The organism is Pseudomonas sp. NPDC089734, from assembly GCF_044748865.1.
Taxonomy (GTDB): Bacteria; Pseudomonadota; Gammaproteobacteria; order Pseudomonadales; family Pseudomonadaceae; genus Aquipseudomonas.
This window is the reverse complement of the sequence record NZ_JBIVGV010000013.1, coordinates 143,876-157,221: the sequence shown is the minus strand read 5'-3', so window position 1 is coordinate 157,221 and position 13,346 is coordinate 143,876. Positions and strand designations below refer to the sequence as shown.

Genomic DNA, 13,346 nt, shown 5'->3' with positions numbered 1-13,346 from the left:
ACGAAGCCTTTTTCTTCCACCAGCTTGAGTGAATACGCCAGCGCCTCCGGGAAGGAATCGCCGTGCAGCACCACCAGACCGCCGCGTGAGCGCACACCTTCGACCTTGATCTCGGGAGTGGTCTTGGGCATGACGATGGTGGCCTTGATCCCCAGTTCCCGTGCCGCCAGCGCCAGCCCCTGGGCATGGTTGCCCGCCGAGGCGGTGACCACGCCGCGTGCCAGCTCTTCCGGGGTCAGTTGCGCCAGCTTGTTGTAGGCACCCCGGATCTTGAACGAGAACACCGGTTGCAGGTCTTCGCGCTTGAGCAGCACCTGGTTGGACAGCCGTTCGGACAGCTGACGAGCGCCCTGGAGCGGGGTTTCGACGGCGACGTCATAGACGCGGGAGGTGAGGATTTTCTTGACGTACTGTTCAAGCATCGGGGCGATATCACTGGCGTTGGGGGCAAGGTCGGGAAGTCTACCCCGCACTCCGATGAACGACCATACGAATGAAAAGGCTTTGCGGCGCAGTCGCCGCTATAATGCGGCCCCTTTTTGCATCTTTGGCACCCGTGGAGCCAGCATGACCCAGGATCAACTCAAACAGGCCGTGGCCCAAGCCGCTGTCGATTTCATTCTTCCCAAGATCGACGACAAGAGCATCATCGGTGTCGGCACCGGCTCCACAGCCAACTGCTTTATCGATGCACTGGCCAAGCACAAGGCCGCCTTCGACGGCGCGGTCGCCAGCTCCGAAGCCACGGCAGCACGCCTCAAGAGCCACGGGATTCCGGTCTATGAACTCAACACGGTCAGCGATCTGGAGTTCTACATCGACGGCGCCGACGAAAGCGACGAGCACCTGAACCTGATCAAGGGCGGCGGCGCGGCGCTGACACGCGAAAAGATCGTGGCCGCCGTAGCCAAGACGTTCATCTGCATCGCCGATGGCAGCAAACTGGTGCCCGTGCTGGGCGCCTTCCCGCTGCCGGTCGAAGTCATCCCGATGGCTCGCAGCCACGTTGCACGCCAGCTGGTCAAACTGGGCGGCGACCCGGTCTATCGTGAAGGTGTACTGACCGATAACGGCAACATCATTCTCGACGTCCACAACATGAGCATCACCAACCCGGTGGAGCTGGAAACCCAGATCAACGCCATCGTGGGCGTGGTCACCAACGGCCTGTTCGCAGACCGTCCGGCCGACCTGCTGTTGCTGGGTACTGCCGAAGGCGTGAAAACCCTGACGCGCTAAGCTGCAGGCAAGCCTGTACAGGACCTCCACACATCGTGGAGGTCCTGATGCTTACGGCTTGCGAAACGAATAGAACAGGTTCGGCTCGCTCACCACGTAAAGAGTCCCCTCGTCATCCATGGTGAAGCCCTCGGCCTGTGGCACGCTCTTGCTCAAGCCCATCTGGCCCTTTTTCAACGAAGCACTGGCAATGGGTCGCCCCAGCTCATTGAGTTCCAGAATCTGTTTCGACTCATCGGACATGGCCATCAAATGCCCTGTGGGCGCATCGAAATACAGGCTGGACAGGTCGCGTACAAACAGGCCGGCATCACGCTTGCCATCAAAAATGACATTCAGGCTATTGGCGTCCCCGGTATCGGGCTGCGGGAACCCGCGCACTTCAATGATCTGCACCGGTTCGCTTTCCTTGGCAATAAACAACCGCTGCCCTTTCGCGTCATAGGCCAGACCTTCAAAGCCCTTGTTGCGCCCCGTATCGAGGCTCAGGGTCAGTAGCTCGGCATCGGCAGCATCGAGCGAACGGGTCGTGTCGTCGACATTAACCTTGAGCAGCCGTTGCTGGCGTTCATCGCTGATGACGTAAACACCGGGACTGATGTACTCGACCGCTTCCGAATCCCCGAAACCGGTCAACGGAATCCTTCGCAGGATACGACCCTCCAGGCTCAGCTCGACCAGTTCATTCTTCTGATTGGTCACCGTGAACAGGCTTTTGCGGTCTGGATCGTAGCTCAGGGCCGAGACATCATCCTCCAACCCTTCAATGACCTGCCCTTCAATCACGACGCGATAGCGATCAAGACCGACCGATTTGATCGATTCAGGTTGCCAGAACGTCTGCCAGGCAAACGAGGCACGTTTCACGAAACGAAACTCCCGATCGGCAAAGAACAACAGTGCAGCCAGGGCAATCAACAACACGAACAGGAAAGAAGACCGGATAGAGCGACGCATCAAAATGACTCAAAAATCAAACGGGGCAGCATGAATATCACGGGAATATGAATTCATGCTTAATAGCTCAATGCCATTGTTGCTGTAGGAGCGAATTCATTCGCGAACCAACTTTTTTCGCGAATGAATTCGCTCCTACGGGGGGGCTCAGTGCTTGCGGAATGAATAGAAGAGGTTCGGCTCGCTGACGATATAAAGAGTGCCGTCATCATCCAGCGCTACACCTTCCGCTCTCGGGATGGTGTCCTTCAGACCGTTCATGCCACCCAGCAAGGTCATGAAACTCACCTGTTCGCCATGCTCATCCAGCTCCAGCAGCAGATGTGAATCAGCAGACAGGGCAAGTACGTGCCCCGTACGAGGATCGACACTCAAGGACGATAGATTACGCAGATCCAGAGAGTCATTGCGGACTTTCTGTTTCTCGCCTTTCAATACATCACCGCCATCGCTTTTCCAGGTGTAAAGCGTCGGTGGACGTTCTTCCCCCAGCAGCAATTGCTGACGAGCCGGGTCCCAGGCAACCCCCTCGAACCCCTTGTTCTGGTTTTCGGACGGTCCCAGATCGTATTTCGGGAAATCAGCGATATTCAGCGTCGTGGTGTCAGCGGTTACCTTGACGATGGTCAGCATATGCTGGCGCTCGTCGGTAATGGCGAGCAGGCCATCTTTCATGACGGCAACGCCTTCGGGATTGCTCCAGCCGACCAGGGGGATCTTGCGCAACACATCGCCCTTGAGCGTCAGCTCTACCAGGAACGGGTGCTTGCCCATGACCGAAAACAGCGTCCTGGTGACAGGGTTATAGGAAAGGTCGGAAGCTTCGTGCTTCTCCATTCCCGGCAAGACCTTGGCATCGATATCGACCTTGTAGTCCGGCAACCAGATACTGGCGCTGCGGGAGGCCTTGCTCTCGAAACCTTCCTGCAACCAGAGCCGTGCCCGATCGTCCCAATGCATGACAAACGCCAGGCCGTAGCCCAAGGCCAGAATAAGCAGCATCCATGCATACCAACGCATGCGCGGCATGCGAAAACGTCGATTTTGAGTCGTGGGTAGCATAGCCATTCCAGAGTTCACAAGCTGATATCACGCAATCATGGCGTGATGCTCTCACAGGAGAGGCAGCCGGATTATCCAGATCAAGTGTGAAAAAATCGCCAATTTAGCCGCAAATTACCGCCCATAAACAAAAAACCGCCGGAGACGGGCTCCCCGGCGGTTTTTCTGCGGCGAATTAACGCTTAACGAACGCTGCTTTCAAAGCGGGTCTGGCCGGTCAGCTCCAGCACGATTTCGTCACCGGCCTCGAACGGCCCGACACCGGCCGGGGTGCCGGTCATGATGATGTCGCCCGCCTGCAACGAGAAGTTGGCGGCCATGTGCTGGATCATCGGCACGATCGGGTTGAGCATCAGGCTGCTGTTGCCATCCTGCACGACCTTGCCGTTGATGCTCAGGCGAATGCCGATATCGGTCAGGTCCGGGTAGGTTTCAGCCGGTACGAAAGGCGCCACGACCGCTGCACCGTCGAAACACTTGGCCAGTTCCCATGGCAGGCCTTTCTCACGCAGACGCGATTGCACGTCACGCAGGGTCAGGTCCAGACCTGGCGCAAAACCACTGATGGCGTCGAGCACTTCTTCACGGGAAGGGTTCTTGCTCAACGGTTTGCCGATCAAGACAACAATCTCGGCCTCGTAATGCACGGAGCCACGGTCTGCCGGGATGCTGAACCCGCCTTCCAGGGCCACCACCGCACTGCCGGGCTTCATGAACAGCAAAGGCTCGGTCGGTACAGGGTTGCCCAGTTCCTTGGCGTGCTCGGCATAGTTACGACCGATGCAGACCACTTTGCCCAGCGGGAAGTGGATGCTCGTTCCATCGACATATTTATGCTGGTAGCTCATGGCGTCTCCTGGGTCTGTAAGGCTGGCTTGGTTGATTTCACACTGGGAATATCTTGCCCGGGTTCATGATGCCGTTAGGGTCGAAGACCGCTTTCAGAGCTTTCATGTACTCGATTTCAGCGGGAGAGCGACTGTACGTCAGATAGTCACGCTTGGTCATCCCCACACCGTGCTCGGCAGAAATCGACCCGTTGTATTTCTCGACCGTCTCGAACACCCATTTGTTGACCTTTGCACAGGTCTCAAAGAACTCACTCTTGTCGAGGTTCTCGGGCTTGAGGATGTTCAAGTGCAGGTTGCCATCACCGATATGACCGTACCAGAGCACCTCGAAATCGGGGTAATGCTCGGCCACGATGGCATCGATCTCGCTCAGAAAGGCCGGCACCTTTGAAACCGTGACCGAAATGTCGTTCTTGTAGGGCGTGAAGTGGGAGATGGTCTCGGAAATGTACTCACGCAGCTTCCAGAGGTTCTGCAACTGCTGCTCGCTCTGGCTCATGACGCCATCGAGCACCCAACCCTGCTCGACACAGTGCTCGAAGGTCGCCAGGGCATCGTTGGCCACGTCTTCGGTGGTGGCCTCGAACTCCAGCAGCACATAGAACGGACACGGGGTGTCGAATGGCGAAGGAACGTCGCCACGGGCCATGACCCGGGCAAACGACTTGTCGGAAAAGAACTCGAACGCGGTCAGGTCCAGCTTGCCATGGAAGGCATGCAGCACCGGCATGATCGAATTGAAGTCGGTAGTGCCCAGTACCATCGCCGTCAGGTTGCGGGGCGCACGGTCCAGACGCATGGTGGCCTCGACCACAAAGCCCAGCGTGCCTTCGGCACCGATGAACAACTGGCGCATGTCATAGCCGGTAGCGTTCTTGATCAGGTCCTTGTTCAACTCCAGCAGGTCGCCCTTGCCGGTGACGACCTTGAGGCCCGCAACCCAGTTGCGGGTCATGCCGTAGCGAATGACCTTGATCCCGCCAGCATTGGTGCCGATATTGCCGCCAATCTGACTGGAACCCGACGACGCAAAATCCACCGGGTAATACAGGCCGTTTTCCTGGGCCAGCGTCTGCAACTGCCGGGTGATCACACCGGGCTGACAAACGGCCGTGCGGTCCGTGAAGTTGAGCTCCAGCACCTGGTTCATGTAGTCGAACGAAACCACCACTTCTCCATGGGCCGCGACTGCGGCGGCGGAAAGCCCCGTCCGGCCACCCGAAGGCACCAGCGCCACAAGACGCTCATTGGCCCAGCGCACGATGGCCTGAACCTGCTCGATGGTCTTGGGGAATACGATAGCCAGAGGGGCAGGCGCGAACTGCTTGGTCCAATCCTTTCCGTAGGCTTCAAGGGAGCCGGAATCGGTCAACACCTTGCCTGGCTCTACCAGGGTCTTGAGCTCATCAATCAAAGCGGGATGTGTCATCGACGCAACTCTCGAAGATTTCATGGGCATCCTGAGAACGGTTCACGTTCAGGAATGGGGTTTCGCGGGGTGCATATGCTAGCATACGCCCCCCGCGAATCGTGCCCACAGCCGATCCGGCCCCCTCCTGCCATTTTTCTCCGGGACACAGGTTTACGCAGATGAGCAAGACTTCCCTCGACAAGAGCAAGATCAAGTTCCTTCTTCTCGAAGGCGTCCACCAATCCGCCGTCGACGTCCTCAAGGCCGCCGGCTACACCAGCATCGAGTACCACACCAAGTCTCTGCCGGAAGCCGAGCTGAAGGAAAAGATCGCCGACGCTCACTTCATCGGCATCCGCTCCCGCACGCAACTGACCGAAGAGCTGTTCGACAGCGCCAAGAAGCTGGTCGCCGTCGGCTGCTTCTGCATCGGCACCAACCAGGTCGACCTCAACGCTGCACGTGAGCGTGGTATCGCGGTGTTCAACGCCCCGTACTCCAACACCCGCTCCGTGGCCGAACTGGTTCTGGCCGAAGCCATCCTGCTGTTGCGCGGCATCCCCGAGAAGAACGCTTCCTGCCACCGTGGCGGCTGGATCAAGAGCGCGGCCAACTCCTTCGAGATTCGCGGCAAGAAGCTGGGCATCATCGGTTACGGCTCGATCGGTACTCAGTTGTCGGTTCTGGCTGAAAGCCTGGGCATGCAGGTGTTCTTCTTCGATCCACTGACCAAGCTGCCACTGGGTAACGCCACCCAGGTCACCAGCCTGACCGAACTGCTGGGCCTGGCCGACATCGTCTCGCTGCACGTGCCTGAACTGCCATCCACCCAGTGGATGATCGGTGAGAAAGAAATCCGTGCCATGAAGAAAGGCGCCATTCTGATCAACGCTGCACGTGGCACCGTGGTCGAGCTGGAAGCACTGGCTTCGGCCATCAAAGACAAGCACCTGATCGGCGCGGCCATCGATGTATTCCCGGTGGAGCCACGCTCCAACGACGACATCTTCGAGAGCCCGCTGCGTGGCCTGGACAACGTGATCCTGACCCCGCACATCGGCGGTTCCACTGCCGAAGCTCAGGCCAACATCGGTCTGGAAGTGGCAGAGAAGCTGGTCAAGTACAGCGACAACGGTACGTCGGTGTCCTCGGTCAACTTCCCGGAAGTGGCCCTGCCTGCCCACCCTGGCAAGCACCGCCTGCTGCACATCCACGAGAACATTCCGGGCGTGCTGAGCGAAATCAACAAGGTCTTCGCGGAAAACGGCATCAACATCTCCGGCCAGTTCCTGCAGACCAACGAGACCGTCGGCTACGTGGTCATCGACGTCGATGCCGAGTACTCGGACCTCGCGCAAGAGAAGCTGCAACAGATCAAAGGCACCATCCGTAGCCGCGTTCTGTTCTGATAGCTTCCTGTAGGAGCGAATTCATTCGCGAATGAATTCGCTCCTACTCCCTCCTGCTGTCCTTCGCGAATAAATTCGCTCCTACTTGACGTTGACGGTGATCTTCTTCGACTCGACTGTCGGGTTCAGCGGGATATGCGCCTTGTCGCCCACAATCAATTGCAAGGTGTGACTGCCCGGTGGCAGGCTCAGCTCGGTTTCGGTCTGGCCCTTGCCGAAATGGCGGATATTGTCGGTGGTCGGCAATGGAACATTCGCCGCTGGCTCATCCTTCACATCGATCAGCAAATGATGATGGCCCGTTTCGGGAATATCGACACCCGCCGGTGCCACGCCCATCCCCTTCAGACCAAACTGGACCTTGAACGGCGACGTCACGATTTCACCATCCTTGGGTGAAATGATGTAGACCTCTGCGCCCGCAGGCGAAGGCGTACGTGGAATATCGGCCGCCTGAACCAGAGCAGAGGCTCCCAGTAGCAGGCTGACGAGGGCAGTTCTAGAAAATAGGGATGTCATGGTCTCTCCAGACTTTTATGAGGCTAGGTATCGGACCCTGAACCCGGGCTTTCGGTTCAGAACCTCTCAAGAGCGCCCTTTACGATAGTTCGCTCTCGACGCTCATGACTGGAGAATGTGCTTCATGACGCCGATTTCATGAAACCGGCTCAGGCCATCACAGAAACGGCTCGGCACCGCGACGCCGGAACCAGCCGGTCACCGAGAGCCGGTCACGTGTCGCCGGCAATACCTCATGAGGCACATCGCCGGACATGAACACCACCAGACAACCGCCGGTGGGCTGGACGTCGTAGGTCACGTCATTCTTGAGGTACATGCGCAACTGGCCGCCATGCTCCGGCAGCCAGGCCTGGTTCAGATAGAGCACCGCCGTGACCATGCGCTTGTCATCGTCGCGAAAACGGTCCAGATGCCTGAGGTAGAAAGCGCCCGGCGGGTACATCGCGAAATGGCTCTCATAATCCTCAAGCCCCAGGAACAGGCCGCGGTTGAGCGCAACACGCAAGCTGTCCATCAGTTCAAGGTAACGGTCGCTGCACTCGGCCTGGCCGGGCTCGATCCACTGGATATGATCGCCACGGATGCCTTCGCGCACTTCCTGTGCAAGCCCTCGTCCCACCGCGGCCGGTTCAAGCTCGCCTTCTTCGGCCCGGCGATGGCACTCTTGTGCCAGTTCACGGGTCAGACCTTCGGGCAGGAAAATATTCTGCTGCGACCAGCCATTGGCGGCCAGGTCGTCGACGATTCGCAGCAGGAGAGGATGTTCAGGAGATATGCGCATGGCGTGCATAGTATCCATAAGCCTCTGAATCCGACAGAGGTGTGTATGCCGCACAGTCATGTCAGGGTGTTTTCATCTTGCAAGGGCAGTCATAACTCGACAAATCCCCGCTAACACCCCGAGAATAGCGACCTGTCGACAGGAGTCCCGAATGCGTCGTTTGTTTGTTTTGCTGTTGTTGTTCTGCACTTTGCCTGCCTGGGCAGACAGCTACGATCAGTTGTACAAGACCGCAGGCTGGCCGGAACAGCGCGCGCATTTCAACGATGCGATCAAGGCGGCCCAGCAACGCTATCGCGACAACCTGCCCGCCGCGGTCTATCAGGCCCTGGTCACCAACAGCAACCAGCGTTTTGCACCGCAGGCCATGGACCAGCGCGCCGAAAAGCGTCTGCGTGAAAGCCTGAAGGACCCGGCGCCGGCCCTGCGGTTCTTCCAGTCTCCGCTGGGGCGCAAGATCGTCAAGGCCGAACTGACCGCCACCCGTGCCGACCAGTTGGCCAAGCACGCCCAGGGGCTGCCCCATATCGAAGCCGATGCCACCCGTCAGTTGCTGATCGGTCATCTGGCCCAGGCGCTGCCCGCCAAACAGGCCGGTGCCGAAGTCAGCCTCGCCATTGCCGGTGTGGCTGCCGACAGCCTGAGCCAGATGATTCCGGGGCTTCTGGGAGGCGGTCAGGCACAAGGGATGCTTGAAGGCCAGCGCGAACGCCTGATGGCGCAGATCAGCGAGGATCTGAACAATACGCTGCTGTATGTCTACCGCGACCTGTCCGATCCCGAGCTGGAAGAGTTCTCGACCTTCGCCGAATCACCGGAAGGCAAGGCCTACTATCAGGCCGCGCTCGCCGCGATCCGTGCAGGTCTGGCAGTCGGTCAAAGCACATCCAGCCTGTCTTCCGGCGGTATCTGACGCCGACCCAGGCGGCTGGACTACTCCATTCGCCCCTTCAGAAACTCGAAATACCGCGCCCGGAACTCGGGCACCTCATTGGCCAGATGATGGCGTGCCTTGCCGAGCATGAGGATCTGCGGTTCGTTGAACTTGCTCTTGAGCACCGTCAGGTTGTGGTCCCAGTCAACGGTCATGTCCGCATCCCCCTGGATGATCAACGGACTGCGCGTGCTGCGCGGCGCACGTTCGATCTGCACGATCCAGCGCGACAGAGCACCGACCCAGACCGTCGGCAGGCGACGAGGCTGTAGCGGATCGGCCAGCAGAAACGGCAGAAACGCCGGGGCATTGGTGTTCTCGGAAAAACGCCGGGTAATGCCATCCACAAAAGGCTTGAGCATGTAGTAGCTGAGTCTGGACCAGCCCCAGGCACGCGGCCGGACCAGAGGCGACAGGAGAATGGCCTTGCCCTGCGCCGGGCTGTCGTGCCCCTGATTGAGCAAATGATCGATCACGATGGCCCCACCCGTGCTTTGCCCGCACAGGTGCCAGGGGTGAGGCAGGTTCAACGCTTCGGCTTCCAGAAACAGACGCTGCAACACCGCCTGATACTCGGCAAAGTCATTGATGCTCGCCCGGCTGCCACTGGACAGCCCGTGCCCCGGCAAGTCGCAGGAAATGACCGCAAACCCCTGAGCCAGCGCCCACTCGATCACGTAGCGATACAGCCCCATGTGGTCATAGAACCCATGGAACAGGAACAGGGTCGCCACCGGGGTCTCGGGAAGCCAGACCTGCCCCACGATTTCATAGCCCCCGACATCCAGACGCCCGAGCCAGCTGCGTATGACGTGCTCGCCTCCCAGACCGGCCAGCCCATAGAAACGCTGATAGACCTGCCCGTCCAGAGAGAGCGGTTCCATGGCGCTCAGCGGCGACAGCGTGGCGCGAAGTTGATCGGGGTCAAACGTTGCGGACATAAGGCTTCCGGATTCCGGCAGGATCTTGAAAAGACAGTGTAGCGATATTCATCTGTCTGACCTGGCATGGCAAGCTACACCACCTTAAATAGAAACGTCTGTCATGAAAGCCTCACAGCGCACCTCTCTGCTTGTCTGCCTGTTTACCCTGGTGTGTGCGACTGGACTCTGGATGACCTATGAATGGTTTCAGAGCCGTTACGTGCGCGCTTTCAGCGATCAGACCGCCCTGTTCACCGGCGACACGCTGAGCCTTCCGCCTGAACTGGCAGGCCCAGGACGCATTCGACTGGTGCATTTTCAAGACCCGGCCTGCCCCTGCAATGTCGGCAATCAGCAGCATCTGGGCGAACTGGTTGAACGTTTCGGAGGCGATAAAGGCGTGGACTTCTATGTCGTGCAAAAGCCCGGCACCGCCAACGCCTCGCCACCAGGGCCGGCAGCGATCAAAAAGCTGGCGACTCTTCCCGGCGTCGACAGGGTCACCGCCAGCCCTGCCGTCGCCATCTGGGATAAAGAAGGCAGACTCGCGTATTTCGGGCCTTACAGCGAAGGGCTGACCTGCAACGCGAGCAACAGCTTTATCGAACCGATCCTCAATGCCTTGATCGAAGGCCGCAGCGTGAATGCCACCCACACCCTGGCGGTCGGTTGTTATTGCGCCTGGCAATAAATATCCCGAGCGCTTATCCGTTCCTGTAGATACCGCTTTGGCCTCTCGCGAATGAATTGGCTCCTACCGCAGGAGCGAATTCATTCGCGAAAACCATCCACTCCTGTAGCCTGCATACCCCCTGCCCGAGCCTTTCATAGGGAAGTTGAATGAAACGCATCCTTTCCATCCTCGCCATCATCCTCGCGCTGCTTGCCGCCGGTGCTGGCTGGTATATCCACAGCAAGCAGCCCGTGCGTGACGGCGAAATCGCCATGGCTCATCTGCAGGCGCCGGTCAGCGTGCGCTACGACGAGCGCGGCGTACCGCATATCCGCGCCGGGAACGAAGCCGACATGTACCGCGCCCTCGGTTACGTGCATGCCCAGGACCGTTTGTTCCAGATGGAAATGCTGCGCCGTCTGGCGCGGGGTGAACTGGCCGAGATCCTTGGCCCCAACCTGATCGGCACCGACAAACTGTTCCGCAGCCTGCGCATCCGTGAACACGCGGACGCCTATGCGGCCCGGCAGAATCCGGACGCCCCGTCCTGGAAAGCCCTGCAAGCCTATCTGGATGGCGTCAACCAGTATCAGGACACCCACGCCAGGCCCATGGAGTTCGACGTACTGGGCATCCCCAAACGACCGTTCACCCCCGAGGACACGCTCAGCATCGCCGGTTATCTGGCCTACAGCTTCGCGGCAGCCTTCCGGACCGAGCCGCTGCTGACCTATGTCCGCGATGAACTCGGCCCGCAATACCTGAAGGTGTTCGACCTGGACTGGCATCCACAAGGCATGCTCGATCAAAAGCCGTCTCTGGCCAGTGCCGACTGGAAAGACCTCAACACCCTGGCCCAACTCAGCCACGAGGCCGTCGCAGCGGCCGGTCTGCCACAGTTCGAAGGCAGTAACGCCTGGGCGGTGTCCGGCAGCCGCACCCAAAGCGGCAAGCCCTTGCTGGCAGGCGATCCACATATCAGCTTCTCAGTGCCGTCCGTATGGTACGAAGCCCAGCTATCGGCACCGGGCTTTGAGTTGTACGGCCATCATCAAGCGCTCAATCCTTTTGCCTTTCTGGGCCACAACATGGACTTCGGCTGGAGCCTGACCATGTTCCAGAACGATGACGTGGACCTGATCGCCGAGAAGGTCAACCCCGAAAACCCGAACCAGATCTGGTATCAGGGCAAATGGGTGGACATGACCAGCAGCGAGCAGCAGATCAAGGTCAAGGGCCAGCCGGACGTCACGCTGACCCTGCGCCAGTCACCCCACGGTCCGATCGTCAACGATGTAGTGGGCAAGAACGCCGGCAAGGCACCGATTGCCCTGTGGTGGTCGTTCCTGGTGTCGGAGAACCCGGTACTCGATGGCTTCTATGAAGCCAACCGCGCCAACACCCTGGAAAAGATGCGTCATGCTGCCGAGAAGATTCAATCGCCGGGCCTGAACATCGTCTGGGCCAACAGCCAGGGCGATATCGGCTGGTGGGCGGCTGCGCAATTGCCGATCCGCCCCGAAGGCGTCAACCCGGCCTACATTCTGGACGGCAGCACCTCACAGGCCGACAAGCTCGGTTTCTACCCGTTCAGCGCCAACCCTCAGGAAGAGAACCCGGCCCGCGGCTATATCGTTTCGGCCAACTTTCAGCCCCTCTCTCCGACCGGCATGCAGATTCCGGGCTATTACAACCCGGCCGACCGTGGTCAATACCTGAACAAGCAGTTGAGTGACCCGGCGATCAAGTGGGACCTGAACAACACCAAGGCCTTGCAGCTGGGCACCCGGACTGAGTATGCCGACAGCATCCTGAAGCCGCTGATTCCCGTGCTGCGCACCGTCATCACCGACCCTGAAGAACTGGCGCTGGTGGAGCGTCTGGCGCAGTGGAAAGGCGATTACCCGGTCGACTCGGTCGGCGCGACGCTGTTCAGCCAGTTCCTGTTCGATCTCACGGAAGAAACCTTCCATGACGAGCTGGGCGACGGTTTCTTTGAAACCCTGACGACATCGCGTGTACTCGACGCGGCCCTGCCCCGTCTGGCGGCCGATGCCAACTCGCCGTGGTGGAACAATCGTCACTCACCCCACACCGAAAGCCGGGCCAATACCGTCAAGGTCGCCTGGCGTGCCAGCGTTTCGCATCTGAAATCCATGTACGGCAACAATGCGGACGAATGGGTCTGGGGCAAGGTGCACACCCTGACCCAAGGCCATCCGTTGGGTTCGCAGAAGCCACTGGACCGCGTGCTGAATGTCGGCCCTTATGCTGCGCCCGGCAGCCATGAAGTGCCCAATAACCTCTCTTCACGCCTGCGCACAGCGCCATGGCCCATCAACTATGGCCCTTCGACCCGCCGCCTGATCGACTTTGCCGACCCGGCCCATAGCCTGGGCATCAACCCGGTCGGACAAAGCGGCGTACCGTTCGACAGGCACTATTCGGATCAGACCAAGGCGTTCGTCAACGGCGAGTACATGCCGCAGCATTTCAGCGAGAAGGATGTTGAAGCACACACGGAAGGGTTGTTGAAGCTGGTGCCAGTTCAATAACACACAAACTGTGTGGGAGCGGATTTATC

Annotated in this window: 13 protein-coding genes; 5 read left to right on the top strand and 8 right to left on the bottom strand. The window is 59.2% G+C overall.

Features of this window, described 5'->3' with window-relative positions; genetic code table 11:
- The coding region (locus tag ACIPY9_RS17445; protein ID WP_400703882.1) for a pyridoxal-phosphate dependent enzyme at positions 1-422 on the bottom strand (422 nt) is incomplete at its 3' end.
- Between the two features lie 145 nt (positions 423-567).
- On the opposite strand from ACIPY9_RS17445, the gene rpiA reads away from it, so the two are divergent.
- Entirely contained in the window at positions 568-1,239 is a 672-nt protein-coding gene (gene rpiA / locus ACIPY9_RS17440) for a ribose-5-phosphate isomerase RpiA (protein ID WP_400703861.1), read from the top strand.
- A 51-nt stretch (positions 1,240-1,290) separates the two neighbouring features.
- Here rpiA and ACIPY9_RS17435 read toward each other — a convergent pair whose 3' ends face one another.
- From ACIPY9_RS17435 to ACIPY9_RS17420, 4 genes are all read right to left on the bottom strand, one after another.
- Complete coding sequence (locus tag ACIPY9_RS17435; RefSeq protein ID WP_400703858.1) at positions 1,291-2,196, bottom strand: SdiA-regulated domain-containing protein; 906 nt, start codon at positions 2,194-2,196, stop codon at positions 1,291-1,293.
- 147 nt (positions 2,197-2,343) lie between these two features.
- Entirely contained in the window at positions 2,344-3,264 is a 921-nt protein-coding gene (locus ACIPY9_RS17430; RefSeq protein WP_400703855.1) for an SdiA-regulated domain-containing protein, read from the bottom strand.
- A 176-nt stretch (positions 3,265-3,440) separates the two neighbouring features.
- Complete coding sequence (locus ACIPY9_RS17425; protein WP_400703852.1) at positions 3,441-4,106, bottom strand: fumarylacetoacetate hydrolase family protein; 666 nt, start codon at positions 4,104-4,106, stop codon at positions 3,441-3,443.
- A 37-nt stretch (positions 4,107-4,143) separates the two neighbouring features.
- The gene (locus ACIPY9_RS17420; RefSeq protein ID WP_400703849.1) at positions 4,144-5,538 is read right to left on the bottom strand and encodes an FAD-binding oxidoreductase; all 1,395 of its coding nucleotides are present in this window, start codon (positions 5,536-5,538) and stop codon (positions 4,144-4,146) included.
- Between the two features lie 161 nt (positions 5,539-5,699).
- On the opposite strand from ACIPY9_RS17420, the gene serA reads away from it, so the two are divergent.
- The gene (gene serA / locus ACIPY9_RS17415) at positions 5,700-6,929 is read left to right on the top strand and encodes a phosphoglycerate dehydrogenase (protein WP_400703846.1); all 1,230 of its coding nucleotides are present in this window, start codon (positions 5,700-5,702) and stop codon (positions 6,927-6,929) included.
- A gap of 81 nt (positions 6,930-7,010) precedes the next feature.
- Here the strand turns inward: serA and ACIPY9_RS17410 are convergent, their stop codons facing one another.
- Together ACIPY9_RS17410 and ACIPY9_RS17405 are read right to left on the bottom strand one after the other, a co-directional pair.
- The gene (locus ACIPY9_RS17410) at positions 7,011-7,448 is read right to left on the bottom strand and encodes a DUF4399 domain-containing protein (RefSeq protein ID WP_400703843.1); all 438 of its coding nucleotides are present in this window, start codon (positions 7,446-7,448) and stop codon (positions 7,011-7,013) included.
- 157 nt (positions 7,449-7,605) lie between these two features.
- Positions 7,606-8,241 (bottom strand): 2OG-Fe(II) oxygenase, encoded by a 636-nt coding sequence (locus ACIPY9_RS17405; protein ID WP_400703879.1) that lies wholly within the window; start codon positions 8,239-8,241, stop codon positions 7,606-7,608.
- Positions 8,242-8,383: 142 nt separating this feature from the next.
- Between ACIPY9_RS17405 and ACIPY9_RS17400 the strand changes: the two genes are divergently transcribed.
- Positions 8,384-9,145, top strand: a complete 762-nt coding sequence (locus tag ACIPY9_RS17400) for a DUF2059 domain-containing protein (RefSeq protein WP_400703840.1) — start codon at positions 8,384-8,386, stop codon at positions 9,143-9,145.
- 20 nt (positions 9,146-9,165) lie between these two features.
- On the opposite strand, the gene ACIPY9_RS17395 is transcribed toward ACIPY9_RS17400, so the two are convergent.
- Positions 9,166-10,107, bottom strand: coding sequence for an alpha/beta hydrolase (locus ACIPY9_RS17395; RefSeq protein WP_400703837.1), 942 nt, complete (start codon positions 10,105-10,107; stop codon positions 9,166-9,168).
- Positions 10,108-10,210: 103 nt separating this feature from the next.
- Between ACIPY9_RS17395 and ACIPY9_RS17390 the strand changes: the two genes are divergently transcribed.
- A complete protein-coding gene (locus tag ACIPY9_RS17390) occupies positions 10,211-10,780 on the top strand; it encodes a DUF6436 domain-containing protein (protein ID WP_400703834.1) in 570 nt (189 codons plus the stop codon).
- Positions 10,781-10,929: 149 nt separating this feature from the next.
- On the top strand, positions 10,930-13,317 hold the full coding sequence (locus ACIPY9_RS17385; RefSeq protein WP_400703831.1) for a penicillin acylase family protein: 2,388 nt from the start codon (positions 10,930-10,932) through the stop codon (positions 13,315-13,317).
- Positions 13,318-13,346 lie beyond the last annotated feature (29 nt).

Bases quoted from the DNA above. Each gene is read 5' to 3' on its own strand.
- ACIPY9_RS17400 (WP_400703840.1), top strand. From the start codon at position 8,384: ATGCGTCGTTTGTTTGTTTTGCTGTTGTTGTTCTGCACTTTGCCTGCC.
- ACIPY9_RS17395 (WP_400703837.1), bottom strand. From the start codon at position 10,107: ATGTCCGCAACGTTTGACCCCGATCAACTTCGCGCCACGCTGTCGCCG.
- ACIPY9_RS17410 (WP_400703843.1), bottom strand. From the start codon at position 7,448: ATGACATCCCTATTTTCTAGAACTGCCCTCGTCAGCCTGCTACTGGGA.
- ACIPY9_RS17420 (WP_400703849.1), bottom strand. From the start codon at position 5,538: ATGACACATCCCGCTTTGATTGATGAGCTCAAGACCCTGGTAGAGCCA.
- ACIPY9_RS17430 (WP_400703855.1), bottom strand. From the start codon at position 3,264: ATGGCTATGCTACCCACGACTCAAAATCGACGTTTTCGCATGCCGCGC.
- ACIPY9_RS17390 (WP_400703834.1), top strand. From the start codon at position 10,211: ATGAAAGCCTCACAGCGCACCTCTCTGCTTGTCTGCCTGTTTACCCTG.
- serA (WP_400703846.1), top strand. From the start codon at position 5,700: ATGAGCAAGACTTCCCTCGACAAGAGCAAGATCAAGTTCCTTCTTCTC.
- ACIPY9_RS17385 (WP_400703831.1), top strand. From the start codon at position 10,930: ATGAAACGCATCCTTTCCATCCTCGCCATCATCCTCGCGCTGCTTGCC.
- ACIPY9_RS17425 (WP_400703852.1), bottom strand. From the start codon at position 4,106: ATGAGCTACCAGCATAAATATGTCGATGGAACGAGCATCCACTTCCCG.
- rpiA (WP_400703861.1), top strand. From the start codon at position 568: ATGACCCAGGATCAACTCAAACAGGCCGTGGCCCAAGCCGCTGTCGAT.
- ACIPY9_RS17405 (WP_400703879.1), bottom strand. From the start codon at position 8,241: ATGCACGCCATGCGCATATCTCCTGAACATCCTCTCCTGCTGCGAATC.
- ACIPY9_RS17435 (WP_400703858.1), bottom strand. From the start codon at position 2,196: ATGCGTCGCTCTATCCGGTCTTCTTTCCTGTTCGTGTTGTTGATTGCC.